The 24,135-nt window shown below is 66.7% G+C and carries 20 protein-coding genes and 1 pseudogene; 10 read left to right on the top strand and 11 right to left on the bottom strand.

All coding sequences use genetic code 11. The annotated features are described in order from the left end of the window. Positions 1-13: 13 nt before the first annotated feature. The 3 genes from ACQR1X_RS23250 to ACQR1X_RS23240 form a co-directional block, all read right to left on the bottom strand. A complete protein-coding gene (locus ACQR1X_RS23250; protein ID WP_316183195.1) occupies positions 14-1,402 on the bottom strand; it encodes an ATP-binding protein in 1,389 nt (462 codons plus the stop codon). Positions 1,403-1,555: 153 nt separating this feature from the next. Beyond that, positions 1,556-2,287, bottom strand: a complete 732-nt coding sequence (locus ACQR1X_RS23245; RefSeq protein WP_434863879.1) for a response regulator — start codon at positions 2,285-2,287, stop codon at positions 1,556-1,558. Beyond that, on the bottom strand, positions 2,284-2,832 hold the full coding sequence (locus tag ACQR1X_RS23240; RefSeq protein ID WP_434863880.1) for a MarR family winged helix-turn-helix transcriptional regulator: 549 nt from the start codon (positions 2,830-2,832) through the stop codon (positions 2,284-2,286). The genes ACQR1X_RS23245 and ACQR1X_RS23240 overlap by 4 nt, the downstream gene beginning before the upstream one ends. 347 nt (positions 2,833-3,179) lie before the next feature. On the opposite strand from ACQR1X_RS23240, the gene ACQR1X_RS23235 reads away from it, so the two are divergent. The 4 genes from ACQR1X_RS23235 to ACQR1X_RS23220 all read left to right on the top strand — a co-directional run bounded on the left by ACQR1X_RS23235 (position 3,180) and on the right by ACQR1X_RS23220 (position 7,053). Beyond that, entirely contained in the window at positions 3,180-4,259 is a 1,080-nt protein-coding gene (locus ACQR1X_RS23235) for a branched-chain amino acid aminotransferase (protein WP_434899651.1), read from the top strand. 259 nt (positions 4,260-4,518) lie between these two features. Further along, positions 4,519-6,123 (top strand): histidine--tRNA ligase, encoded by a 1,605-nt coding sequence (gene hisS, locus ACQR1X_RS23230; RefSeq protein WP_434899650.1) that lies wholly within the window; start codon positions 4,519-4,521, stop codon positions 6,121-6,123. Positions 6,124-6,134: 11 nt separating this feature from the next. After that, on the top strand, positions 6,135-6,461 hold the full coding sequence (locus tag ACQR1X_RS23225) for a tautomerase family protein (RefSeq protein ID WP_434899649.1): 327 nt from the start codon (positions 6,135-6,137) through the stop codon (positions 6,459-6,461). Between the two features lie 196 nt (positions 6,462-6,657). Further along, positions 6,658-7,053, top strand: coding sequence for a thioesterase family protein (locus ACQR1X_RS23220; RefSeq protein ID WP_434899648.1), 396 nt, complete (start codon positions 6,658-6,660; stop codon positions 7,051-7,053). Positions 7,054-7,064: 11 nt separating this feature from the next. Here the strand turns inward: ACQR1X_RS23220 and ACQR1X_RS23215 are convergent, their stop codons facing one another. Then, the gene (locus tag ACQR1X_RS23215) at positions 7,065-7,469 is read right to left on the bottom strand and encodes a DUF4864 domain-containing protein (RefSeq protein ID WP_434899647.1); all 405 of its coding nucleotides are present in this window, start codon (positions 7,467-7,469) and stop codon (positions 7,065-7,067) included. Positions 7,470-7,709: 240 nt separating this feature from the next. Here ACQR1X_RS23215 and kynU point away from each other — a divergent pair, with 240 nt between their 5' ends. The 4 genes from kynU to ACQR1X_RS23195 all read left to right on the top strand — a co-directional run bounded on the left by kynU (position 7,710) and on the right by ACQR1X_RS23195 (position 12,288). Beyond that, positions 7,710-8,903, top strand: coding sequence for a kynureninase (gene kynU, locus ACQR1X_RS23210; protein ID WP_316183189.1), 1,194 nt, complete (start codon positions 7,710-7,712; stop codon positions 8,901-8,903). Further along, positions 8,900-9,739: a tryptophan 2,3-dioxygenase gene (kynA, locus tag ACQR1X_RS23205; RefSeq protein WP_316183188.1), complete on the top strand. Its 840-nt coding sequence runs from the start codon at positions 8,900-8,902 to the stop codon at positions 9,737-9,739. The genes kynU and kynA overlap by 4 nt, the downstream gene beginning before the upstream one ends. A gap of 33 nt (positions 9,740-9,772) precedes the next feature. Then, positions 9,773-10,600, top strand: coding sequence for an alpha/beta hydrolase (locus ACQR1X_RS23200; RefSeq protein WP_434899646.1), 828 nt, complete (start codon positions 9,773-9,775; stop codon positions 10,598-10,600). A gap of 182 nt (positions 10,601-10,782) precedes the next feature. Beyond that, positions 10,783-12,288, top strand: coding sequence for an amidase (locus ACQR1X_RS23195; RefSeq protein WP_316217098.1), 1,506 nt, complete (start codon positions 10,783-10,785; stop codon positions 12,286-12,288). Between the two features lie 59 nt (positions 12,289-12,347). Here ACQR1X_RS23195 and ACQR1X_RS23190 read toward each other — a convergent pair whose 3' ends face one another. Continuing rightward, positions 12,348-13,097, bottom strand: coding sequence for a haloacid dehalogenase type II (locus ACQR1X_RS23190; RefSeq protein ID WP_316217097.1), 750 nt, complete (start codon positions 13,095-13,097; stop codon positions 12,348-12,350). A gap of 158 nt (positions 13,098-13,255) precedes the next feature. On the opposite strand from ACQR1X_RS23190, the gene ACQR1X_RS23185 reads away from it, so the two are divergent. Beyond that, complete coding sequence (locus ACQR1X_RS23185) at positions 13,256-14,158, top strand: LysR substrate-binding domain-containing protein (protein WP_434899645.1); 903 nt, start codon at positions 13,256-13,258, stop codon at positions 14,156-14,158. 294 nt (positions 14,159-14,452) lie between these two features. On the opposite strand, the gene ACQR1X_RS23180 is transcribed toward ACQR1X_RS23185, so the two are convergent. Beyond that, complete coding sequence (locus tag ACQR1X_RS23180; RefSeq protein ID WP_315801980.1) at positions 14,453-14,755, bottom strand: ArsR/SmtB family transcription factor; 303 nt, start codon at positions 14,753-14,755, stop codon at positions 14,453-14,455. 61 nt (positions 14,756-14,816) lie between these two features. Between ACQR1X_RS23180 and ACQR1X_RS23175 the strand changes: the two are divergent. Next, positions 14,817-15,765: pseudogene (locus ACQR1X_RS23175) on the top strand (threonine/serine dehydratase). Positions 15,766-15,897: 132 nt separating this feature from the next. Here the strand turns inward: ACQR1X_RS23175 and ACQR1X_RS23170 are convergent. The 5 genes from ACQR1X_RS23170 to ACQR1X_RS23150 all read right to left on the bottom strand — a co-directional run bounded on the left by ACQR1X_RS23170 (position 15,898) and on the right by ACQR1X_RS23150 (position 23,914). Further along, entirely contained in the window at positions 15,898-17,493 is a 1,596-nt protein-coding gene (locus ACQR1X_RS23170; protein WP_434899644.1) for a gamma-glutamyltransferase family protein, read from the bottom strand. Between the two features lie 139 nt (positions 17,494-17,632). Beyond that, positions 17,633-18,016: a RidA family protein gene (locus ACQR1X_RS23165; RefSeq protein WP_315801983.1), complete on the bottom strand. Its 384-nt coding sequence runs from the start codon at positions 18,014-18,016 to the stop codon at positions 17,633-17,635. 161 nt (positions 18,017-18,177) lie between these two features. After that, on the bottom strand, positions 18,178-20,511 hold the full coding sequence (locus ACQR1X_RS23160) for an acetamidase/formamidase family protein (protein ID WP_434899643.1): 2,334 nt from the start codon (positions 20,509-20,511) through the stop codon (positions 18,178-18,180). A 282-nt stretch (positions 20,512-20,793) separates the two neighbouring features. Beyond that, positions 20,794-22,035 (bottom strand): acetamidase/formamidase family protein, encoded by a 1,242-nt coding sequence (locus tag ACQR1X_RS23155; protein WP_315801984.1) that lies wholly within the window; start codon positions 22,033-22,035, stop codon positions 20,794-20,796. Positions 22,036-22,273: 238 nt separating this feature from the next. Beyond that, a complete protein-coding gene (locus ACQR1X_RS23150) occupies positions 22,274-23,914 on the bottom strand; it encodes an amino acid ABC transporter permease/ATP-binding protein (RefSeq protein WP_434873245.1) in 1,641 nt (546 codons plus the stop codon). Positions 23,915-24,135 lie beyond the last annotated feature (221 nt).

Raw genomic sequence — 24,135 nt, 5'->3', positions numbered from 1 at the left:
CTGAACCGTCGATCTACACCGGGATCCGCACGCTCGCGCGCAGGCCGCCCATCGGGCTGTCACCCAGCGTGATGTCGCCGCCGTGCGAGCGCGCGATGTCGCGCGCGATGGCAAGGCCTAGGCCGGTGCCGCCTTCGTCCTGGTTGCGCGCGTCGTCCAGGCGCAGGAACGGCTTGAACACCTCCTCGCGCATGTCGGCGGGAATGCCGGGGCCGTCGTCGTCGACGGTGATGGTGAGATAGCGGTGGTCGCGATGGCCGGTGATGGCGATCGCGTCGGCATGGCGGGCGGCGTTGGAGACGAGATTGCCGAGGCAGCGCTTCAGCGCCTGCGGCTTCACGGTCACCACCGGCAGCCCGTGGAACGATACCGTGGCGGAATGGCCGTTGCGCTCGGCGTCGCTGCGCAGCTCCTCGAGCGCGTTGGAGATGTCGGTCGGCTGCGCGATCTCGCCATTGTCGCCGCGCGCGAACGCCAGATAATCCTCCAGCATGTGCGACATCTCGTCGACATCCTTGCGCATGGCGTCGATCTCGGGGCTGTCGCCGAGCAGCGCCAGCTCCAGCTTGAAGCGCGTCAGGATGGTGCGCAGGTCGTGGCTGACGCCGGCGAGCATCGCGGTGCGCTGCTCGAGGGTGCGCTCGATGCGCGCCTTCATCTCCAGGAAGGCATGCGCCGCGCGTCGCACCTCCCGCGCGCCGCGCGGCCGGAAGTTCGGCACCTCGCGGCCCTTGCCGAAACTCTCGGCCGCATCGGCAAGGCGCAGGATCGGCTTGATCTGGTTGCGCAGGAACAGCACCGAGACGATCAGCAGGATCGACGACGTCCCGACCATCCAGAACAGGAAGATGTCGGTGTTCGACGCATAGGCCGCGCCGCGCTGCGCGAACACGCGCATCACGGCGTCATCGAGCGCGATGCGGATCTCGACCAGGTTGGAGCGGCCGACGGTGTCGATCCAGAACGGACGGCTGATCTGGCGGCCGATCTGGCTCGACAGCGACTGGTCGAGCAGGTTGAAGAACGGCTTCGGTCCGGGCGGCGGCATGTCGCCGGCCGGCAGGAAGTCGACCACGAGGTTGAGCCGCTGCTGCGCGATCCGGCGCAGCATGGTGCGGTCCTTGTCCTGCGGATAGCCCTTGTAGATGTCGATCAGTGCAGCGACGTCCTGCACCACGGCGGCGGAGAGGCGTCGCGTCACCGTGTTCCAGTGCCGCTCCATGAACACGCCGGCGACCACCGTCTGCAGGATCACCATCGGCACGATCATGATCAGCAGCGCGCGCGCATACAGGCCGGTCGGCATCCAGCCCTTGAAGGCGTTGCCGACGATGCTGTTGGCGCGCGACACGCGGCGGGAGGCGGTACGGATGAGGGTGAGGCCGGTGTCGAGCGTGGTCATGCGGATCTGCTCTCACGGGTGGCGCTGCCGTCATTGCGAGCGAAGCGAAGCAATCCAGCGTCATCGCGGGACTCTGGATTGCTTCGTTTCGCTCGCAAGGACGCTGAGAGAGCAAACGCACACGTCTCGGAGCGATTGTCCGGAACTCTCATCTCACCCCGTCACCATCAGCCGATAGCCGATGCCGCGCACGGCCTGCAGGAACAGCGGGTTGGCCGGATCGCTCTCCAGCTTGCGGCGCAGGCGGTTGATCTGGACGTCGACGGCGCGCTCGTTGACGGTGCCGTTGCCGGTCAGCGCGCCGCGCGGGACTGTCTCGCCGCGGGCATTGGCAAGGATGCGCAGCATCTCGCGCTCGCGGTCGGTGAGGTGGACGATTTCTTCGCCCTGCTTCAGCTCGCCGCGCGCCAGATGATAGACGAACGGGCCGAATCCGATCTGCTCGACGACCTCTTCCGCCGGCGGCGGCGCAGCCCGCTTGAGGATGTTGCCGATGCGCAGCGCGAGCTCTCTTGGTTCGAACGGCTTTGCGACGTAGTCGTCGGCGCCGAGCTGCAGTCCCTCGATGCGGCTCTCCGGCTCGGTCCGCGCGGTCAGCATCACGATCGGCACCGAGGATTGCGTGCGGATGAAGCGGGCGAGGTCGAAGCCGCTTTCGCCGGGCATCATCACGTCGAGGATCAGCAGATCGAAATGCAGCCCGGTGAGCTTGGCGCGGGCATCGCTTGCGCTCGCCGCCGTGGTGACGCGATAGCCCTCGCCGCGCAAGAAGCGCGAGAGGAGATCGCGGATGCGGCGGTCGTCGTCGACGAGCAGGAGATGCGGTGCGTCGTCGGCCGGCGTCTGCTGATGGTGCGGGGCGATGGCAGCGATCGTCACGGTCACTCCTTGGCGGCGGCGACAGGCGTCTTGAAGATGGCTTCCAGCACCTTGTCCGGATCGTCGCGATCGATCATCGCGCGCAGGAACTGCCGGACCTTCTCGGCGCCAGCAGGCCCGATCTGCTCCAGCGCGCGATCGATGCGCCGCGTCTGCAGCCCGGCGAGTCTGGCGACCAGCGCCTCGCCCTTCGGCGTGGCGAAAAGAAGGCGCTGGCGGCGGTCGTTGTTGCCGGTCTTCTGCACGATGTAGCCTTCGTCGAGCAGCTGCTTGAGCACGCGGCCGAGCGACTGCTTCGTAATGCGGAGAACGTCGAGCAGGTCGGCGACCTTGAGGCCGGGATAGCGTGTGACGAAATGCATCACGCGGTGATGCGCGCGGCCGAAGCCGAACGCTTCGAGCTCGTGGTCGGCATCGCCGACGAAGTCGCGATACGCGAAGAACAGGAGCTCGATGATGTCCCAGCGCAGCGGCTCGCCGGCGCCTGCGGACGGCTCGGCCGCGCGCAGCTCGGGGCTCAACGTCGGAGACGAGAAATTTATGTCAGCCATATTGACGTTTCTGCGGTTCAATGTTACAAAACAATCGCCCGCTACGAAATTTTTGATCGTTTCATCGGCGGGCGATGGTCTCCAGGCGTGTCTGAACGGGCCGTAGGCAACCCCGACGGGCATCCTTGGGCGACGTATCGAACAACCGTGTGATGTCGAGCGGCATTTCGGCAAACCATACTGGACTTCCGCCGGGCGCAAAAGCATGTCCTGTGGTGGCATGCTTGCCCGGGGACCGGCCGACAGGCCGGTCGCGGCAGGTCCGAAATTCAAGACGCCGACTGGCCCGATCGGACGGGTCGGCGCCAGAACTCGCGAATGGCGATCAGAGCGGGGGAAGCAAGGACATGACTTTGACATTCGACATCAAGCCGACGACGAACCCGACCTCCGACCAGGAGCGTGCTGCCAGGCTCGCCAACCCGGGCTTCGGCCGGGTGTTCACCGATCACATGGCCGTGGTCCAGTACAGCCAGGACAAGGGCTGGCACAGCGCGCGGATCGAATCCCGCGCCAACTTCCCGCTCGATCCGGCGGCGGCCGTCCTGCACTATGCGCAGGAGATCTTCGAGGGGCTCAAGGCCTACAAGCGCGACGACGGCGGCGTGAACCTGTTCCGCCCCGACGCCAATGCCAAGCGGTTCTGGAATTCGGCCGAGCGCATGGCGATGGCGCAGCTGCCGCCGGAGGTCTTCATCGAGGCGGTCGAGCGGCTGGTTCAAATCGATCGCGCCTGGATCCCGGGCGGCGAGGGCAGCCTCTATCTGCGCCCGTTCATGATCGCCAGCGAGGTGTTCCTCGGCGTGAAGCCGTCGGCGGAGTACATCTTCGCCGTCATCGCCTCGCCGGTCGGCTCCTATTTCAAGGGCGGCCCGGCGCCGGTCTCGATCTGGGTCTCGGAGAACTACACCCGCGCCGCCGTCGGCGGCACCGGCGGCGTGAAGTGCGGCGGCAATTACGCGGCGAGCCTCAAGGCGCAGGCCGAGGCGATCCAGCATGGCTGCGACCAGGTGGTGTTCCTGGATGCGATCGAGCGCCGCTATGTCGAGGAGCTCGGCGGCATGAACGTGTTCTTCGTGTTCGACGACGGCTCGCTGTCGACGCCGCCGCTCGGCACCATCCTGCCGGGCATCACCCGCGACTCCCTGATCGCGCTGGCGCGCGATGCCGGCCGCGAGGTGCGCGAGGAGGCGTATGCGATCGACCAGTGGCGCGCGGATGCCAAGAGCGGCAGGCTGAAGGAGGCGTTCGCCTGCGGCACCGCCGCGGTGATCTCGCCGATCGGCAAGGTCTGCTCGGCGAGCGGCGACGTCCTGATCAACGGCGGCGACGCCGGCCCGGTCGCCATGGGCCTGCGCAAGCAGCTCGTCGACATCCAGTACGGCCGCAGCCCGGATCCGCACAACTGGATCAGGGACGTGAAGTAGGGCAGGGCGCGCTTGGGCTGCCAGATTTTGCGCACAGCCCAGCCACGATGACGGTCTGCTCCCCTCCCCCTTGCGGGGAGGGGGCGCACCGCATGGGCTGAGGGAGCTCAGCTCTCACTGTCATAGGCGCAGGTGCACGACGCCCCTGCGGGTTGCCGCACGCGGTCGCGGCTGCTACCAACCCGGCAACGCATTCCATCCCGTAGGGTGGGCAAAGGACCGCGCAAGCGGGCCGGGCCCACTGTCTGCGATGTCAGCCATGGTGGGCACGCTGCGCTTTGCCCACCCTACGTTCCGGTCCCAGATGTCCGACAAACCCAAGAAACCCCAGAAGCTGAAGGCGCGGCTGCCGCGCGGGCTCGAGGATCGCGGCCCCGCGGCGATCGCCGCGACGCGCGAGATGGTCGAGAAGATCCGCGCCGTCTACGAGCGCTACGGCTTTGAGCCGGTGGAGACGCCGGCATTCGAATACACCGACGCGCTCGGCAAGTTCCTGCCCGACCAGGATCGTCCGAACGAGGGCGTGTTCTCGTTCCAGGACGACGATGAGCAGTGGATCTCGCTGCGCTACGACCTCACCGCGCCGCTGGCGCGCTACGTCGCCGAGAATTTCGATGCGCTGCCCAAGCCGTATCGCAGCTATCGCGCCGGCTACGTCTTCCGCAACGAGAAGCCCGGCCCCGGCCGCTTCCGCCAGTTCATGCAGTTCGACGCCGACACCGTCGGCTCCGGCTCGCCGGCGGCCGACGCCGAGATGTGCATGATGGCGGCGGAAACGATGGAGGGGCTGGGGATTCCGCGCGGCTCGTATGTCGTGAAAGTCAACAACCGCAAGGTGCTCGACGGCGTGATGGAGGCGATCGGCATCGGCGGTGATGAGCACGCGGGCCGTCGGCTGACGGTGCTCAGGGCAATCGACAAGGCCGACAAGTTTCCGATTTCAGAGATCAAGAAGCTGCTCGGCGAGGGCCGCTGGGACGGCGGCGAAGTCGGCAAGGGTGATTTCACCAAGGGCGCGGGCCTGACTGAAAGTCAGATCGACTCCCTGCTGGCCTTCTTCGAGATGAAGATCGCGGAGCCGCAAATTCAAGGTGAGGAGCAGGATCTGCAGTTCAACGCCGAGGTCCTGGCGAGCGTTGCGCAGCAGAAGCTGTTCATGTCCTCGCCGGCCTATGTGGAAGGCGTCAACGAGCTGACCGAGATCGCCAGGCTGTGCAGCGCGGCCGGTTACGGTTACAGCCGCGTCCGCGTCGAACCCTCCGTCGTCCGCGGTCTCGAATACTACACCGGCCCTGTCTACGAAGTCGAACTCCTGCTCGAGACCAAGGACGAGAAGGGCCGCCCCGTGCGCTTCGGCTCGGTCGGCGGCGGTGGTCGTTACGACGGCCTGGTCTCGCGCTTCCGCGGCGAGCCGGTGCCGGCGACCGGGTTTTCGATCGGCGTGTCGCGGCTGCAGGCGGCGCTGACCCTGCTCGGCAAGCTCGACACGCGGCCGGCTTTCGGCCCCGTCGTCGTCACGGTCTTCGACCGCGACCGCGTCGCCGACTATCAGAAGATGGTGTCGACCTTGCGCAATCACGGCATCCGCGCCGAGCTCTATCTCGGCAATCCCAAGAACATGGGCAACCAGCTCAAATATGCCGACCGCCGCAACGCACCCTGCGTGATCATCCAGGGCTCGGACGAGAAGGCGCGCGGCGAGGTGCAGATCAAGGACCTGATCGAGGGCGCCAAGGCGGCGGCCGCGATCGCCTCCAACCAGGAATGGCGCGAGAGCCGCCCGGCGCAGTTCTCAGCTAAGGAGGACGAACTCGTCGCCGGTGTCCGCGAGGTGCTCGCGCGCCACGACGTGAGCTGGGGGTAACAAGACCCGACATGCGCGGGCTTGACCCGCGCATCCATCGCTTCACGACGGCCTTTCATTTCAGAATGATGGATTGCCGGGGCAAGCCCGGCAATGACAGGCTTGGGACAGGACTAACTAACAGGGAGCAACGAATGCCCGAGATCACAGTGAGCATGGCCGCCGGCCGCACCGACGAGCAGAAGGCCAACATGATGCGTGACATCACCAAGGCCCTGGTGACGCATCTCGGCGTCGATCCGGAAGCGGTGGTGATCCAGATCAACGAGGCGCCGTTGACGCACAAGATGAAGGGCGGCAAGACCTTCGTCGAACGCCTGGCCGAGCAGAAGAAGTAGGCGCTGCTGTCGTCCCTGCTCGGCGCGCAATTGCGCGCGGCCCAGGGACCACAGCCCCAGGAAGCGGTTTGAGGCATGCTGGTCGTTGGCCTTTTGCTCATCACGACCGCCGCGGCGTATGGGTCCCGGATCGGCACTACGCCGCACTGACGCGCGTCGCAGCTTGTCCGGGACGACATCTGACCTTGGAGCCACCATGGACGCACGTGAGATCATCAAGCCGGGCATGCGCGCCGAGCGCCTGCTCGTGGTGCCGCCGGAGCGCACCGTGGGGCACTTTGTTCCGCATATGCCCATGGTCTATGCGACGCCGATGATGATCCTGGAGATGGAGATGACGTCGGGGGACGCCATCAACCCGGTGCTGCCACAGGGCTGGGTCACGGTCGGGACCGAGGTCAATGTCCGCCATCTCGCGGCCTCGCCGGTTGGCGCGACCATCCGCACCGTCGCCGAGGTGATCGAGGTCGAGCGCCGCGTCATCCGCTTTTCGGTCGAGGCGTATCATGGCGACGTCAAGATCGGCGACGGCCGCCACGGCCGCGGCCTCATCAATGTCGCGCAGTTCAAGAAGCGGTTCGGCGTGACCTGAACCGCTTCGCGCTAGACCGACTGGCCCGTCTTCAACAGCGAGCAGCCGGTGATCCTGAGGCTGCCGTCGGGCTGGGTCTGCAGCGTGTAGAGCGCCTCCCACGCCTCGCCTTCGGCATCGACGATGTGGACGCGCTGCGCGACGCTGCCGTCCTCGACCTGCGCGGCGCCGAATTCGAAGCTGCGATGGCGATAGACCGGCGGGTAGCCGCTCTTGACCATGCTCATGAAGATCTCGGCGCTCGGAAACAGCGCCTGGATTTCCGGCGCGGCCTGGGCATAGGCGGTCGCGCCGTCGTCGCGCGCCAGGGCCTGTTCCTGGGCGCGAATGACGCTCTGCGCCGCGCTGGCGTCCGCCGCGGCGGCGGGGTGGGCCAACAGTGACAGCAGCAGGACGAGCGGCATCAGAATGCGCATGTCATGTCCTCCATCGGCAGGTCGGGTCGATCCATCATGCGCCATGGACCGCGCGTGACAAGCCTGCCGTCGCGCGTCAATGTCGCGGGCCGGCGGCGATCGACCGGCTGGATTGTGTCGCCATCGTCACGTCTTCGCGAGCCATGCGGCCCGCGCGGTGCCGGTCGCGATGGGATCGGCTTGATCTGGCCTGATCCGGCGCGAATCATGCATTCAGGCCGTGAACGAAGCAGGAGCCGCATGACCGATTTTTCCACGACTCGATCGCTCTTCACGATCCCTGACGGGGTCATCTATCTCGACGGCAATTCGCTCGGCGCGCTGCCGTCCGCCGTGCCCGCCCGCGTTGCCCGGATGATCGAGGCTGAGTGGGGACGGGAGCTGATCCGCGGCTGGAATAGCGCGGGATGGATGGTGCAGCCGCGCCGCGTCGGCGACCGTATCGCGCGGCTGATCGGGGCCGCGCCCGGCACGGTCGTGATGGGCGATACGCTCTCGATCAAGGTGTATCAGGCGCTGGCCGCGGCGCTGTCGCTCAATCCGGGCCGTCGCGTGATCCTGTCCGACAGCGGCAATTTTCCGTCCGATCTCTACATGGCGCAGGGCCTGGTCCGCATGCTCGGCGACCGCGCCACCTTGAAGGTGGTCGAGCCGGAGCAGGTCGAGGCTGCGATCGACGACAGCGTCGCGGTGCTGATGCTGACAGAGGTCGACTACCGCACCGGCCGCATGCACGACATGAAGGTGCTGACGGCAAAGGCGCACGCGGCCGGCGCGCTCACGGTATGGGACCTCGCGCATTCCGCCGGCGCGGTGCCGGTCGATCTCGCCGGCGCGGAGGCCGACTTTGCGGTCGGCTGCACCTACAAATATCTCAATGGCGGTCCCGGCGCGCCGGCCTTCATCTATGTCGCGCCGCGTTACGCAGACATCGCGCCGCCGGCGCTGTCCGGCTGGATGGGCCACGAGGCGCCGTTCGCCTTCGATCTCGATTATCGCCCCGGCGGTGGCATCGAGCGGATGCGCATCGGCACGCCGCCGATCATCGCATTGGCCGCGCTGGATGCCGCGCTCGACGCCTGGGACGGCGTGTCGATGCAGGACGTGCGCAAAGCCTCCATCGCGCTGTCGGAATTGTTCATCGCCGAGGTCGAGAGGCGCTGTCCGTCGCTGACACTGGCCTCGCCGCGCGATGCGTCGCGCCGCGGCAGCCAGGTGTCGTTCCGCCATCCGGACGGCTATGCGATCATGCGGGCGCTGATCGCGCGCGGCGTGATCGGCGATTTCCGCGCGCCCGACGCGCTGCGCTTCGGCTTCACGCCGCTCTACATCGGCGAGAGCGAGGTGCGCGGCGCCGTCGACATTCTCGAAGAGGTGCTTGCCGACAAGCTGTGGGACAAGCCCGAGTATCGCCAGAAGGAGCTCGTGACGTGAGCAGCGCGCCCTACGATCCCGCCACCGAGGGGGCGCGGATGAACTTCAAGGGACGGATGTCCTATGGCGACTATCTGATGCTGGATCGCCTGCTCGATGCGCAGGCGCCGCTGTCGTCGGCGCACGACGAGCTCCTGTTCATCATCCAGCACCAGACCTCGGAATTGTGGATGAAGCTCGCGATCCACGAGATCAAGGCCGCCATGGCGGCGATCGCCCGGGACGACGTGCAGCCGGCGTTCAAGATGCTGACAAGAGTGTCGCGCATCTTCGAGCAGCTCAACGGCGCCTGGGACGTGCTGCGCACGATGACGCCGAGCGAGTACACGCTGTTCCGCGACAAGCTCGGCGAGTCCTCCGGCTTCCAGTCGTTCCAGTATCGCTCGATCGAATTCCTGCTCGGCAACCGCAATCTGGCGATGCTGCGCCCGCATGCGCATCATCCGGAGCTGACCGCCGAGCTGGAGGCGATCCTGGCGAAGCCCAGCCTGTATGACGAAGCACTGCGGCTCTTGGCACGGCGCGGCTTCTTCATCGGCGTCGACGGGCAGCGCACCGACTGGCGCGGCACCCGCGCCGAGAGCCCGGAGGTCGCGGCCGCCTGGACCAGCGTCTATCGCGATCCGCAGCGGCATTGGGAGCTGTATGAGCTCGCCGAGAAGCTGGTCGACTTCGAGGACTATTTCCGCCGGTGGCGCTTCAATCACGTCACCACGGTGGAGCGCATCATCGGCTTCAAGACCGGCACCGGCGGCACGTCAGGCGTCAACTATCTGCGCAAGATGCTGGAGATCGTGCTGTTCCCCGAACTCTGGAAGCTGCGCACCGGCCTCTGAGCCATCGCGCGCTCATTCGATCAGGAGATTATCATGCTGTATGCCGTCAAGGACTGGGACAACGCCTACGCCAACGGCCCGAACATCGCCGGCGGCGAGCGCTGGCCCGGCCTGTGGGTCGCGCCGGCCGAGGCGTATCGAACGGCGTTGGCCGGGCAGGGCCGCGCCAGGCTCGACATTGCCTTTGGCGCACATGAGCGCCAGCGCCTCGACCTGTTCCTGCCTGAGGGCACGCCAAAGGGGCTCGTCGTGTTCGTGCATGGCGGCTACTGGATGCGCCTCGACAAGAGCTTCTGGTCGCATCTCGCGCAAGGTCCAATCGCGCGCGGCTTTGCCGTGGCGATGCCGTCCTACCGGCTGTGTCCCGAGGTCGGCATCGCCGACATTTCGGGCGATGTCGCGCAGGCGGTCGCGAAGGCGATGGACGAGGTTGCCGGTCCCGTGGCGCTGACCGGCCATTCCGCCGGCGGCCATCTCGTCACCCGCATGATCTGCCGCGGCGCCCCGCTGTCGCCGGAGCGACAGGCGCGCATCACCAGCGTGGTCTCGCTCTCCGGCCTGCACGATCTGCGCCCGCTGCAGCGGACCGTGATGAACGACACGCTACATATCGACGACGCCACGGCGCTGCGCGAGAGCCCGGCGCTGCTCGCGCCGATCGACGGCGTCAAGGTCACCGCCTGGGTCGGCGGCGCCGAGCGCAACGAATTCCGCCGTCAGGCGCAATTGCTCGCAAACATCTGGATCGGCTTGGGTGCTACGACCGCCTATGTCGAGGCGCCGGACCGGCACCATTTCGACGTGATCGACGATCTGGCTGATGCGGAGAGCGGGCTGGTGAAGGCGCTGCTGGAGATGTAGGCAGCTCCCGCGTGGGTTCGAGGTCGCGGCCACGCTTAATCGTCAAAGCAAATTACGGCTATCGACATAACTCATTTTGGAACACCTCGGCGGCTGGCTACTCTTTCGCGTGTTGAACGTCGACCTCGTCCACCTTGCTCCGTTGCGCGTGGACGTGGTCGCACCGCGATCGAGAGGCCTTGATGCCAGTCCGACGTCCGACTGCTACCGAGCTGCAACAGGCCGCGCGCGAGATCGGCCTCGATCTCGATGATGCCAATGCGCTGTCGTTCCTTGCGCTGATGCAGGGGCAGCTCGACGCGTACGATCTCGTCGACGAGATGGCGGCGCCGCTGCCCGAGGTCAAATATCCGAGGCCCTCAGGAACACGCCCGCTGCCGGAGGACAATCCGTTCGGCGCCTGGGCCGTCACCGCGCACATCCAGGGCGCCGCGGACGGCAAGCTCAAGGGCAAGCGCGTCGCCATCAAGGACAATGTCTGCGTCGCCGGCCTTCCCATGATGAATGGTGCGACCATCCTCGAGGGCTACGTCCCGGAGATCGATGCGACCATCGTCACGCGCCTCTTGGACGCCGGCGCGGATATTCTGGGCAAGGCCGTCTGCGAATACTACTGCGCCTCCGGCGGCAGTCACACCTCAGCCAATGGGGTCGTCGAGAATCCGGTCGTGCCCGGCTACAATGCCGGTGGATCGTCTTCAGGATCCACCGCCCTGGTCATGGCCAACATCGTCGACATGGCCACCGGCGGCGACCAGGGGGGCTCGATCCGCATCCCCGCGTCCTATTGTGGTGCCGTCGGCCTGAAGCCGACGCACGGCCTCGTGCCCTATACGGGCATCTTCGCGGTCGAATTGACGGTCGATCACGCCGGCCCGATCACCCGCACCGTGGCCGACAACGCATTGATGCTCGAGGTGATGGCAGGGCCGGACGGGCTCGATCCGCGGCAGCGCGGTGCCTCGTCACAGCCCTATACGCAGGCGCTGCGGCAAGGCGTGGCCGGCTTGCGCATCGGCGTGGTGCCCGAAGGGTTCGGCACGGCCGGCGCCGAGACCGAGGTGGACGACCGCGTGCGCGAGGCGGCCGGTCGTCTCGCCGCCAAGGGGGCCGACGTCCGTGAGGTCGCAGTGCCGCTGCATGCCGCCGGGGCTGCAATCTGGACGCCGATCTTTCTCGAAGGCGCCACCGATCTGATGATGCGCAGCAACGCCTATGGCACCAACATGAAGGGCGTGTTTCTGGAGAGCCTGCTCGATGCCCACGCGCGCTGGCGCGATCGGGCCGGAGAATTGTCCGAGACGCTGAAGCTCGGCATCCTGACCGGCCACTATATGTCGTCGCGCAATCGCGGCCGCTACTACGGCAAGGCACAGAACCTCAACCGCCTGCTCACGGGAGATTATGATCGCGCGCTCGAACAGGCCGATCTGCTTCTGATGCCGACCACGCCGATGGCGGCGACCCGGCTGCCGTCCGCCGGGGCGTCGCGGGAGGAGATCATCGGCCGCGCCTTCGAGATGGTCGGCAACACCGCGCCGACCTGCCTCACCGGGCATCCCGCGATCTCCGTTCCGGTTGGGAAGACGGCGGACGGCCGTCCGATCGGCGCGATGCTGGTCGCGCGCCACCTCGACGAGTCGACGTTGTACCGGGCGGCTTCCGCACTGGAGGCGTGCTACCAGTGAAGGATGACGTCGTCCTGACAGCAGGTGCTCGTCGGATGCGGCGCGGGATCTGAGGGGATCTACGGCCTGGCAGTGGGTGGCAGCAGCCCAGGCAGATCGAACAGTCCCCGGACCCGGTGATCGGGCGCGAGCCCGAGCTCGTCCATCTGCATCCGCATCGCCTTGAACATCGTCAGCGGCGCAACGAGCGCGCAGCTTTCACAGGCTGCGGCCATCGCTTCGGGCGTGACCCTCTCGATCCATGCCACGGTCAGCCCGGCAGCCTTGGCACCGATCGCGTCCCACGGATTCGAGGACACGAACAGGACTTCGGCGGGCGCGGCTCCGAGCTCGGACTCGATCAGGGAATAGGCCTCGGGACTCGGCTTGAACATCGCTCTGCTGTCGACGCTGATGGTCTTGTCGAGAAAACGATCGAGTCCGGTGTTGCGCACGAGCGCGTTCAGCATTGCTGGCGCACCATTCGAAAGAATCGCCAGCTTGCGGCCGTGGAGACGCTCCAGGGTGGACAGCGTGTCCGGGTAGGGATCGAGGTGGACGTATTTGTCCATGATCACCTCGAGCAGCGCTTCTTCGTAGCCAAGGCCGAGGACCCGGAGCGTATAGACCAGGGATTGGCGCGTCACCGCCTCGAAATCCTCGTAGCGCCGCATCAGCGAGCGCAGCCAGGTGTATTCGAGCTGCTTCATCCGCCAGATCTGCGTGATCATGTCGCCACGACCCGGGAAAGCCTGCTCGGTGACCGACGCCACCGATTGAATGTCGTAGAGGGTGCCGTAGGCGTCGAAGACGACGGTGCTGATCGCCACGGGGATGGTCCTTGTGTCGGAGCGGTTTTGTACGCGAAGTGCGGCAAGGGACCGCAATGCAGTCCCGTTGCGTCGCGTCAGGGACTTGACGCGAGTTCCGGCATCCCATGCCGCAACTCTGGTCTTTACGAAGTGTGTTCCGACCGACAAAGTGAATTATGACGATGTTGGTATCGTCTTTTTCGATAGCGGGGACTGTCGTGAACTTCGATATCGACTGCCTCAGATCGTTTCTCGTGATCGCGGACACGATGAGCTTCTCGCGGGCCGCAGAGTCCGTCGGGCGATCGCAGTCGACGATCAGCCAACAGATGTCCAAGCTGGAATTGCAGGTGGGCAAGCCATTGTTGACGCGGCGCAAGGGCCGCGTTCTGGAGCTGACCCCCGAGGGTGACCGCTTCGTCCAATACGCGCGGCGTATTCTCCAGCTCAATGACGAGGCCTATGCCTCGATGTGCGAGGATGTCCTCCTCGGTTTCGTTCGTCTGGGGGTTCCGCTCGACTTTTTTGGCCGCGACTTCACCACGTGGCTCGCGCGGTTCAAGACCAGGAATCCGATGGTGGGCATCGAGGTCGAAGCCAATCAGTCGGAAAGCCTGATGAAGCGGAGCGCCCGCGGCGAATTCGACCTCGCCTTCTTCAAGCAGGAGGCCGGGGCTCGAACCGGCACCTCGGTGCTGACAGAGCAATTGGTCTGGGTCTGCGGGCCGAACTACACGCCCGACGATGCGTCGATCCCTCTCGTCCTCTTCCCGGACGGCTGCACGTATCGGCGTTTCGCCATGTCGTCGCTGAAGCAGAACGACCGGCGTTGGCATCTCAGCTTCGTCAGTCCGAGCTTCGAGTGCCTCAAGGCGGCGACGCTCGAGGGGCTGGGAATCACCGTCCTTGCGCGCGCCCTGGTGCAGCCGCCGTTGCGCATCATCCGGCAGGATCTCGGTCTGCCGCGCTTGCCGACCGTCGAGCTCGCCTATGCGCGCGGCCGCAGCAACTCCCGCACGGTGGGGGAGCTGACCACGTTTCTCGCCGAGAGGCTGACGGGAGCGGGCGTGCAGCCATAGCTCGGATCTGTGCCGAACGGGCTTCGCTTGCGACCCGACGGCTGCGCCGCATAGGGCCAGGGCGCGCGAAGCACTTCTAGGGCCAATCGACGCCTCGACCGGATTGGTGCTGAGTCGAGGTGCAGCGGGTCGATCGCAGCGACAGCGACAAGATCAAGGAGGACGCCGTCGCCGCCTCCCTTTCGCGCATGGCGAGCTTTCCTCGCAGAAATCGCTGCGCCGTCGTCGTGGACAGGATGATGCTTCGGCGCGCTTCGCCGCAATTCCCGTTGCCCGCCAAGGTTCGCATAATTCCTATAGCGCGTCGCTGAGCAGCCGTCGCGCCGCCTTCAATCCCTGCTCGTCGCGCTTGTAGAACGTCCAGCCCTTGGCGCGCTTGGCCTTGACGAGGCCGGCGGCCACCAGCACGCGCATGTGCTCGCTCAGTGTCGGCGCGGAGACGCCGAGCTTTTCGGCAATGAATAGCCCGCAGACCCCGTCCTTGACGAGGTCGCCATCGTTCTGTGGCGGAAAATGCCGCGTCGGATCGCGCAGCCACTCCAGGATCTGCAGCCGCTTGTCGTTGGCCAGTGCACGGAACACGCGGTCGGGCGCCATTTTGGTACTTTGCCAATTAGCTAATTTATGTCAAGGCATGCCGATCGGAACGAGGTGCGGCATGTCAGACATATCGACAGCGGTAACCCGGCAGCAGATCGCGGCCACCTATGAGCTGATCCGGCCTTACGTCCGGCGCACGCCGATGATAACGGTCGATGGTGGCGATTTCGGCCTGCCGTCTTCCCCATTGCGACTGAAGCTCGAATTCATGCAGCATGGCGGCTCGTTCAAGGCGCGCGGGGCGTTCGCCAATCTCCTGACCCGCGATGTGCCGGGTGGTCGCGGCGTCCGGCGGCAACCATGGTGTTGCGGTGGCGCTGGCGGCGCAACGTCTTGGCCTGAGAGCAGCGATCTTCGTGCCGAGCATCGCCTCGCCGTCGAAGATCGACCTCATCAAGCGCCTCGGCGCGGAGATCCACATCGGCGGGGAACGCTATGCCGACGCGCTGGCGGCGAGCGAGCGACATGTCGCCGAGAGCGACGCCTTGCCGATTCATGCGTTTGATCAGCCCGAGACCATGCTGGGGCAGGGCTCGGTGGGGCTGGAGGTGGAGCGCGACGCAGATGATATCGACACGCTGCTGGTGGCGGTCGGCGGCGGCGGGCTGATCGGCGGCATCGCCGCGTGGTACGAGGGACGCGTCAAGGTCGTGCCGGTGGAGTCGGACGGCGCGCCGACCCTGCGCGACGCGCTGGCGGCCGGACACCCCGTCGACGCGCCCGCCGGTGGCGTCGCTGCCGACAGTCTTGCGCCGCGCCAGATCGGCGCGCGCGTGTTTCCGATCGTGCAGCGGTTCGCGGCGGCGGAGGTGATCATCGTCAGCGACGACGACATAAGGGCGGCGCAGCGCGCGTTGTGGATGACGTTGCGCGTCGTAACTGAGCCGGGCGGCGCCGCGGCCTTCGCCGCGCTGCTATCCGGTGCCTACCGTGCGGGTCCGTCCGAGCGCGTCGCGGTTCTGGTCTGCGGCGCCAACACCACAGCGGTCAATTTCAAGAGTTGCTAGATGGATGGGCCGTGAATTCTGTGCCCCGTCATGGGATGTCGGAGACCGCTCCTGTGTAGGGTCGCGGTATTCGTCGCGGCCTCGGCAGAACGGAGAGAGCGGACTGCCGTTCAGCCGGTGTCTCGCATTCGATCAGCTCTCCGCGACCGCATCGCCCCAGGTATGGAAGATTTCCGTCGCGCCGCTGTTCGCGTCGCCCTGGCGCAGCACGACGCTGGGGCAGGCGAACTTCATCGGCATGGTCTGCACCGGCGCCGGCACGGTCTCGAACTTCGCCGTCAGCGCGTCCATCACCTCCGCCGGCAGCCGGGTGTCGGCGCCGACCACGTCGCCTTCGCTGGCATCGATGCGCGGCTGGTGGATCGCGGCATCGAGGTCCATGCCGTAGTCCATCACGAAGGACAGCATCTGCGCCACCGCGGGCAGGATGCGGCGGCCGCCGGAGGCGCCCAATGCGAGGCGGCGGCCGTCGGCGGCCTGCGCCACCACCGGCGTGTAGTTGGTGAGACAGCGCTTGCCGGGCGCCAGCGAATTCGTCGTGCCCGGCGTCGGGTCGAACCACATGATGCCGTTGTTCATCATGATGCCGCTCTGCGGTGCCTGGAATTTCGAGCCGAACCCGGACAGCAGGGTCTGCGTCACCGCCGCCATGTTGCCGTCGCGATCGACCACCGAATAGTGCGTGGTGCAGGCCGGTGCCAGATATTCGGCGCCGATCGCGCGCTTGCCCGCCGCGTCGCCCATGTCGTTGAGCCGCTCGCGATAGGCGGCCTGCACCGCCTCGGCATAGGCGATGAAGGCGCCGGCATCCGGCGCCTTGCCCGAAGCCGTTACGCTCGCCTGCATCAGCCGCAGCGCGTGAGCCAGCGTCGGGCCGGCGGTGAGCTCCGGCGTCGCGAACACCGCGCCGCCGCGATAGGGAATGCGCAGCGGCTCTCGGACATGCGCCTCGAACGCGGCGAGGTCATCCACCGAAAGCGCGCCACCGGCGGCCTGGATGTCGCGGGTCAGCGAGCGGGCGATGTCGCCGCGGTAGAAGTCGCGCGCGCCGGCGCTGGCAAGATGGGCCAGCGTCGCCTTCAACTGCTCCTGCGGCAGCCGCGTCACCGCCTTGGCGCCCCATTGCGGATTCGGCGGCAGGCCATCCTTCAGATAGGCCGCGGCGCTGCCGGGATAGCGGCGCAGGTCGGCGGCGCAGCTCGAGATCATCACGGTGGTCCACCAGTCCACCAGCAGGCCCTCGGCGGCGAGCTTCACGCTCGGCGTGACCAGATCCGCCCATGGCAGCCGCGCGTAACGGCGATGCGCCGCCTCCATGCCGGCCACGACGCCGGGCACCGCGATCGCGCCGGGGCCGTGCAGATTGCGGTCGTCCTTGACGCGGGGCCATGGGAAGATGTCGGCCGCGACGCTGCCGTCATTGGCCAGCGGATAGTCGGCGACATCGAGGCTGTCGGGCGCGCGCATGCCGTAGTCGATCACTTCGACATGGTTGTCCCTGGCGCGGTACAGCACCATCGCGCCGCCGCCGCCGAGGCCGCTCATCCACGGCTCGAGCACGCCGAGCGCAAAGCCGGTCGCGACCACGGCATCGACGCAGTCGCCGCCCGCGGCCAGCACCTCGGCCCCGATCTCGGCGGCGCGCCGCGACTGTGCCGCGACGATGCCGCCCTTGCTGCTCACCGCCGGCTTGCGGATCTGCTGACGATTGGAAAACTGATACGGCATGGCACTCCCCACGATCCCGCCTGATGGCCCGGCGAATTGACACCGGCCGGCGTCGGCGCGCAATCGGCGACAGCGGGACGCTCCCCAGCCCGGATCGAATGACGGGGCCTCGCGTTGAGGAGATGTTTACCAATGGGTACTATGGTCTTCGGCAGACCAGATCGATCTCGATCAGCGCGTCATAGGCCAAGCCGGTGACGCCGACGCAGGTGCGGGCCGGCAGCCGGTCCGGCGGGAAGAATGAACGGTAGGTTTCATTCATCGCCGCGTAATCCCGCTTGAACTCGGTCAGGTAAATCCGAGACATCACAATATGTTCGAGGCCGAGGTTGAGACCTTGGAGGATGTACTTCAAGTTCTGCATCACCGCCTTCGTCTGATCCACGATCCCCTCCGGCAGCACGCCCGGCGCCTCCGGCGAGTCCGGCATCTGGCCGGTGACAAACACGAAGCCGTCGGTCTCGACGGCGTGGCTGAAGGGGGCCACCGGCCTGGTCGCGCCGGAGATCATGTGGAACTGCATAGGGATGGTCCTTTGTTGTTGGGCTTCGTGGTAGCGACAGCAATGGTCGTCATTGCGAGGAGCGAAGCGACGAAGCAATCCAGGGCAGCACGTGACGCCCTGGATTGCTTCGCTCGCTCGCAATGACGAAGATCTGGGATGGCGTTGGGGCGCAATGAACGTCAGCGTTCATCCTCGAACAGCCGCTTGCTCAGGATCGCGTGCACGCCCCAATTGCCGTCGACCACCTGCGTCACGCCGAAATCCACCGCGGCGGACATTAGCGCGACCGCCTCGTCCTCGCTGAGGCCTTTGATGTGCATCAGGAAGCGGCGCATCTTGCGGAACGCGTCCTTCATCGCGAGGTCGAGCGAGGAGGTCGCGTAGACCTCGCTCTGGCCCTGCGCACCGAACTCGGCGAGATAGTTCGGATGGCTGAAGCCGGTCAGCACCCAGTCGGTCGCGGTTTCGATCAGCGGGTAGGAGAGATCGGCGAACGGCTGCCCCGCGAGCTGCGCCTTCTTGTGCAGGATCACCTGGAACGTGCCGGTCATCGAGCATTCGATCGCGGTGCCGCCGAGCTCCCCGTCGCCCTGGGTGGCGTGGGGATCGCCGACGGACAGCAGCGCGCCGGGCACCGCGACCGGCAGATACACCGTCGATCCCCTGCCGAGCCGCCAATTGTCGAGATTGCCGCCGAAATAGGAGGGCGGAATCGAATCGACGAAATCGGCCTCGCGCGGCGCCACCGCGATGACGCCGAAATGCGGCCGCAAGGGAATGCGGATGTTGTCGAGCACGCCGTGGCGGCGCTTGATGCTGTCGGGGGCGACCGGCACGCCGGGATAGTCGTAGGTTGTGTGCACGATCCCGTTGGGATCGGTCTGCGGCTCCCAGCGGTAGGAATACAGCGCGCGGGCATGCGGCTCGGGCGCATCGGCGAAGATCTCGTAGATCGTCACCGCCTCGCGCGGCGCCGGCGCGGCGATCAGCTCGTTGTAGTGATAGCCCCACCACGCCGCGACGCTGGAGCCGAACACGCGGCCTGCATGTTTCGGGTTGCGGCTTGGCCGCGGCACGATGTCGAGGATGCGCACCTCGAGCACGTCGCCGGGCTGTGCGTCCTTGATCGCCACCGGACCAGTGCAGATGTGCACGCCGAAGCCTTCGCCGGCGCCGCGGCCGAACACACTGGCGTCCATCGGGCCGGCGCCGCGGCGGTCGACGTTCTTCTTCGCCTTGGTCCAGCCGAACACGCTGAGCGCAGCCGCGTCGCCTGCGATCATCAGCTCCGGATCATCCGAGGCATGCTGGGTCAGCGTCTCCACCGTGATCGTGTCGCCGGACGCGATTTCGATCTGCGGCGGCAGCGAGCGGCTGAAATAGCCCCAATGCACGCGCTCGGCCGACACCGCCAGATGATGGTGATGCCGCTGCGCGTCCTGGTCGTTGGCCGGCGCGGGCAGGGCGACATCGCTCCTGGCCGACGCCGGCCTCTCGCAGGCGCGCTGCTGCGCCAGCGCGTCCTGCGGCCATCCGCGCTGGCCGCGCGGGGCCGCCGCCGTCACCGCCTGCTCGGCCTTCTGCTGCCGGAATTCGCGCGGCGACAGGCCGAAGCGGGCGCGGAAGCTGCGGCTGAAATGCGCTGAATCGGCGAAGCCGTAGCGATAGGCGATCTCCGAGATCGAATGGTTGGCTTCGGCCGGATTGGACAGGTCGGTCCAGGCCCGTTGCAGCCGCCGTTCTTTGACGTAGTGGCTGAAATTGTCGCCGGCGCTCTCGAACAGCTTTTGCAGATAGCGCTCGGAAATGCCTTCGGCCTGGGCCACCCGCGCCGGCGTCAGCTCGGCATCGTCGAGCCGCCGCTCGATGGTCTGGCAGAGCCGGTGCAGGATCGCGGCCTGCGTCGCGCTGCTGCCGGCCTCCGCCGCCGGCGCGGCTTGTTGATGGGCGAGTGTGAGCAGCAGATCGACCATGCTCTGCGCAACCGTGCTCCATTCGGCATCGCTCAGGGTGTCGAGCGCGCGTGCGGTGGCCTCGATGGTGCGGCAGACCACGTCGGCTAGGCCGCTCGGCGCGATCACCTGGGCTTGGGCCAATTTCAGCCTGCCGCTGATGCGGCCATGCAGAGCGTCCGCCGTCACCGACAGCACGATGGCGCGCAGACCGCGCTGGAACGCGATGCTCCAGTCGCCGGCGCGCGGCAACAGCATCAGATGTCCCGCGGGGACGATGCGATGGCCGTCGCTGCAGCGGAGCAGGGCGCCGTCCTCGATCGCGAGCAGGGCGATCGGCAGATCCGCATGGGCCTGCGGAACCGCAGTGATCGCCTGCGCGCCCGCCGACAGCCGCGAAAGAGCGATGCCCGGCGCTTGGCGATGCGAGGCGGTGGCATGACCATCATAAAATGGTGTCTTCGCTGCGGGCTGTAGCCCGACCGCATTCAGCACGTCGCGCCACGCCTCCGGACGCTCGCCCTCGGCATAGGATTCGCTGGTGAACGGACGAAAACTCATGGCACGCCCCGGGTCGGGGAATTCTAAGCAACCCCCGTGCCAGATGAGCTTCATGACCTGCCGTGTATCGGTGTTGTTCAGTTCGCTATTCCTCCACTCATTTGGATCGGTGCTCGTGCCACAGGCGCGATCGGTTCCCCTCCCCCTTGTGGGGAGGGGTTAGGGGAGGGGGGCCCACAACGGCGGTCTCGCCCCGGGGCACCCCTCTCCCCAACCCTCCCCCACAAGGGGGGAGGGAGCGCACCATCCGCGGGGCGGGAGCTGGCTATACGTTTCGCAAAATCACTCACACCGGAACACGTTCTTCCGGATCGTGCCATGCACGCCCCAATTGGCGTCGACCACCTGGGTGACGCCGAAGTCGGCGCCGACCGACATCAGCGAGATCGCCTCGTCCTCGCTGAGGTGGTGCACCGTCATCAGGAAGCGGCGAAGCTTGCGGAAGGCGTCGCGCATGGCGCGGTCGAGACTGGAGTGGTTGGCGATCTCGGTCTGCGCATTGGCGCCGAGCTCGGCGAGATAGTTCGGATAGGTGAAGCCGTAGACCGACCACGCCTGGTCGGTCTCCAGCAGCGGATGCGTCAGGCCCTCGAGCTGCGTGCCGCCGAGGTCGCTCTTCTTGTGCAGGATGAACTCGAAATCGCCGGTGAGCGAGGTCTCGATCGCGGTGCCGCCGAGTTCGCTGTCGCCCTGCGCGGCATGGGGATCGCCGACCGAGAAATAGGCGCCGGGTACGGCGACCGGATAGTACATCCGCGCGCCCTTGCCGATACGCCAGTCGTCGATGTTGCCGCCGGTGTAGCTCGGGGGGATCGAGGAGACATAGTCGGCCTCCGATGGCGCGAGCCCCATCGTGCCGAAATGCAGCCGTGCCGGCACCTTCACATTGGGCAGGATGTTCTCGCGCTTCTTGATCGTGGCGTGGTCGACCGGCACGCCGGGATAGTCGATGGTCGGGTGCACGATGCCGTCGGGATCGGTCTGCGGCGTCCAGACGTAGTTGTAGACCGCCTTGGCGAACGGCTCGCCCGCGGTGTCCAGCTCGAAGATGGTGATGACCTCTCGCGGTTTCGGCTCCTCGATCAGGTCGTGATAGTGGAAGCCCCAATTGGCGGCGGCGTTGGAGCCGAAGCACTTGCCGGCATGGCAGCCGCATCGGCTCGGCCGCGGCCTTATGTCGAGGATGCGCACCTCGAGCACGTCGCCGGGCTCGGCGCCTTCGACCGCCACCGGTCCGGTCAGCAGATGCACGCCGATGCCTTCACCGGAGCCGCGGATGAACGGGCCCTCGGTCGGACCGGAGCCGCGCCGCGCCACGGCCTTGTGCTCTTTCGTCCACTTGAACACGCTTTCCGCGCCGGGATCGTCCTTGATCATGCGCTCATAGTCGTCATTGGCGTGATGCGTCAGCGTCTCGATCGTGGCGCGCTCGCCGGAGCGCAGGGTGAGCGCGGGCGTCACCACCTTGGAGAAATAGCCCCAATGGACGGTCTTGTTGGACACCGGCAGCAGATGGTGTTTCATGCGAGGGCCTCTTTGCTCAGAGATCGAGATTGTCGTGCGGTGAATTCGAGGGCGGGCCTCATGGTTCTCAAGGCGATGCCGGAGGCATCGTCCGGAGACGGCGCTGCGCGCCTCCTCACCATGAGGGTCGGAAGCGAGGCCACCTCACCCACGGACCTCATCCTGAGGAGGCCGCTGCAGGCGGGCGTCTCGAAGGATGGCCGCACGCAAGCGCTCGCTCCTAACGTGAAGGATGAACTCATGCCACCGCGTCCTTCGGCCGCTCGGCCTCCATCACCGAGAGGAAGCGCGCGGTCAGCGGATGGCGTGGGTTGGTCAGCACCTCGTGTGCGGGGCCTTCCTCGAGGATGACGCCGCCATTGAGGAAGGCGACGCGGTCGGCGACCTCGTCGGCGAAGCGGATCTGGTGCGTCGAGATGATCATCGTGAGGCCGTCGTCGATGGCGAGACGGCGGATCACCTCCAGCACCTCGTTGACCAGCTCCGGATCGAGCGCGGAGGTCGGCTCGTCCAGCAGCAGCACGCTCGGATTCGGCGCCAGCGCGCGGGCGATCGCGACGCGCTGCTGCTGGCCGCCGGAGAGATGCCGCGGCAGCGCATCGGCGCGATGCGACAGGCCGACACGGTCGAGCAGCTCAAGGGCGCGACGCTCCGCTTCGAAGCGGCCGAGCCCATGCACCCAGCGCAAGGGACCGGCGATATTCTCCTTGGCCGTGAGATGCGCGAACAGATTGAACTGCTGGAACACCATGCCGACGCCGACATTGGCGCGCTCGTTGGCGATGGCGCGCGGCGTCAGCTTGCGTCCCCGGTCGTCGAAACCGAGCTTGCGGCCGCCGACGCGGATGTTGCCGGCGTCCCAGTTCTCCAGATGATTGATGCAGCGGAGCAGGGTGCTCTTGCCGGAGCCGGACGGCCCGAGCAGCGCGATCACCTCGCCGATGCGTACGGTGAGATCGAGGCCGTCCAGCACCTTGTTGCCGTCATAGGCCTTGCGCAGATCCGTGACCTCGACGGCGACGTTGTTGCGGGCGATCGTTGCGGCACGCCGGGCCCGGTCTTCGATCGACAAGGCGAGCGGCGGCGTCTCCTTCAGCTCGGCGGGCTCGGGCGGCGCGGCCTCGATGGCCGGGGCTGTCTTCTCCGCGAGCTCCAGCTTCGTCGCGAAGTCGGCGCGGCGCCGAGGTAACAATAGCGCAAGGTAGTCCGCCAGCTTGCGCTGCTTCGCCGTGCGGTCGAGATCGAGCAGCCATTCGAGCGCAAGCTGGATGACGCTGATCGCGCCGGTCAGCACGAGATAGATGAGACCCGAGGCGAAGAAGATCGAGAAGAAGTCGAAGGTGGAGGACGCGAGCTGCGTCGAGCGCAGGGTCAGCTCCTGCACGGCGATGACGGAGGCGAGCGAGGAGTTCTTCAGCGCGCTCACCGCCTCGTTGCCGAACGCGGGAATCATGGTGCGGATCGCCTGCGGCGCGATGATCCGGCGCATCAGGACGCCGGGTGTCATGCCCAGCGCCTGGCCGGCCAGGAGCTGGCCGCGATCGACGCCGAGCACGCCGGAGCGCAGCATCTCGGCGATGAACGGCGCCTCGTTGCAGGCGAGCGCGAGGCCCGCCGCCAGCACCGCCGGCAACTTGATGCCGATATGCGGCAGCGCGTCGTAGGCGAACACCATCTGCAGGATCAGCGGCGTGCCGCGGAAGATCACGGTGTAGCCGCGCGCGATCGCGGCCAGCAGCCAGAACCGGCTGAGCTGCATCGCCGCGAGCACGAGGCCGAGAATGAGACCGCCGATCAGGCCGAGCGCGGTGACCTGCAGGGTCAGCTCGATGCCCTGCAGCAGATACGGCATGCTGAGATAATGCAGGAAGAGGGACATGAGGGGGCGGCCTGGCTACGTAGGGTGGGCAAAGGCGCAAAGCACCGTGCCCACCGCGGTGGTTCGAGAGAAGGAAGAAAGGAAGAAAGAAGGTGGGCACGCTGCGCTTTGCCCACCCTACGAAGTCTGCGTGCGTTGTTGCGCGGTATCGGAACTCAGATGGTCAGCAGTCGCGAAGCTCAGCGTTTGATCGAAATTCAGCAGCCGCTTGCTGCTTGAAG

The sequence above is a fragment of the Bradyrhizobium sp. HKCCYLRH3073 genome (assembly GCF_051167995.1).
Classification (GTDB): domain Bacteria; phylum Pseudomonadota; class Alphaproteobacteria; order Rhizobiales; family Xanthobacteraceae; genus Bradyrhizobium.
This window is presented reverse-complemented; position numbering and strand designations above follow the sequence as displayed.

Excerpts from the sequence above, each read along its gene's own strand:
- ACQR1X_RS23250 (WP_316183195.1), bottom strand. The coding sequence starts at position 1,402 with ATGACCACGCTCGACACCGGCCTCACCCTCATCCGTACCGCCTCCCGC.
- ACQR1X_RS23240 (WP_434863880.1), bottom strand. The coding sequence starts at position 2,832 with ATGGCTGACATAAATTTCTCGTCTCCGACGTTGAGCCCCGAGCTGCGC.
- ACQR1X_RS23235 (WP_434899651.1), top strand. The coding sequence starts at position 3,180 with ATGACTTTGACATTCGACATCAAGCCGACGACGAACCCGACCTCCGAC.
- hisS (WP_434899650.1), top strand. The coding sequence starts at position 4,519 with ATGGTGGGCACGCTGCGCTTTGCCCACCCTACGTTCCGGTCCCAGATG.
- ACQR1X_RS23225 (WP_434899649.1), top strand. The coding sequence starts at position 6,135 with ATGCGCGGGCTTGACCCGCGCATCCATCGCTTCACGACGGCCTTTCAT.
- ACQR1X_RS23220 (WP_434899648.1), top strand. The coding sequence starts at position 6,658 with ATGGACGCACGTGAGATCATCAAGCCGGGCATGCGCGCCGAGCGCCTG.
- ACQR1X_RS23215 (WP_434899647.1), bottom strand. The coding sequence starts at position 7,469 with ATGCGCATTCTGATGCCGCTCGTCCTGCTGCTGTCACTGTTGGCCCAC.
- kynU (WP_316183189.1), top strand. The coding sequence starts at position 7,710 with ATGACCGATTTTTCCACGACTCGATCGCTCTTCACGATCCCTGACGGG.
- ACQR1X_RS23200 (WP_434899646.1), top strand. The coding sequence starts at position 9,773 with ATGCTGTATGCCGTCAAGGACTGGGACAACGCCTACGCCAACGGCCCG.
- ACQR1X_RS23195 (WP_316217098.1), top strand. The coding sequence starts at position 10,783 with ATGCCAGTCCGACGTCCGACTGCTACCGAGCTGCAACAGGCCGCGCGC.
- ACQR1X_RS23185 (WP_434899645.1), top strand. The coding sequence starts at position 13,256 with ATGACGATGTTGGTATCGTCTTTTTCGATAGCGGGGACTGTCGTGAAC.
- ACQR1X_RS23180 (WP_315801980.1), bottom strand. The coding sequence starts at position 14,755 with ATGGCGCCCGACCGCGTGTTCCGTGCACTGGCCAACGACAAGCGGCTG.
- ACQR1X_RS23170 (WP_434899644.1), bottom strand. The coding sequence starts at position 17,493 with ATGCCGTATCAGTTTTCCAATCGTCAGCAGATCCGCAAGCCGGCGGTG.
- ACQR1X_RS23165 (WP_315801983.1), bottom strand. The coding sequence starts at position 18,016 with ATGCAGTTCCACATGATCTCCGGCGCGACCAGGCCGGTGGCCCCCTTC.
- ACQR1X_RS23160 (WP_434899643.1), bottom strand. The coding sequence starts at position 20,511 with ATGAGTTTTCGTCCGTTCACCAGCGAATCCTATGCCGAGGGCGAGCGT.
- ACQR1X_RS23155 (WP_315801984.1), bottom strand. The coding sequence starts at position 22,035 with ATGAAACACCATCTGCTGCCGGTGTCCAACAAGACCGTCCATTGGGGC.
- ACQR1X_RS23150 (WP_434873245.1), bottom strand. The coding sequence starts at position 23,914 with ATGTCCCTCTTCCTGCATTATCTCAGCATGCCGTATCTGCTGCAGGGC.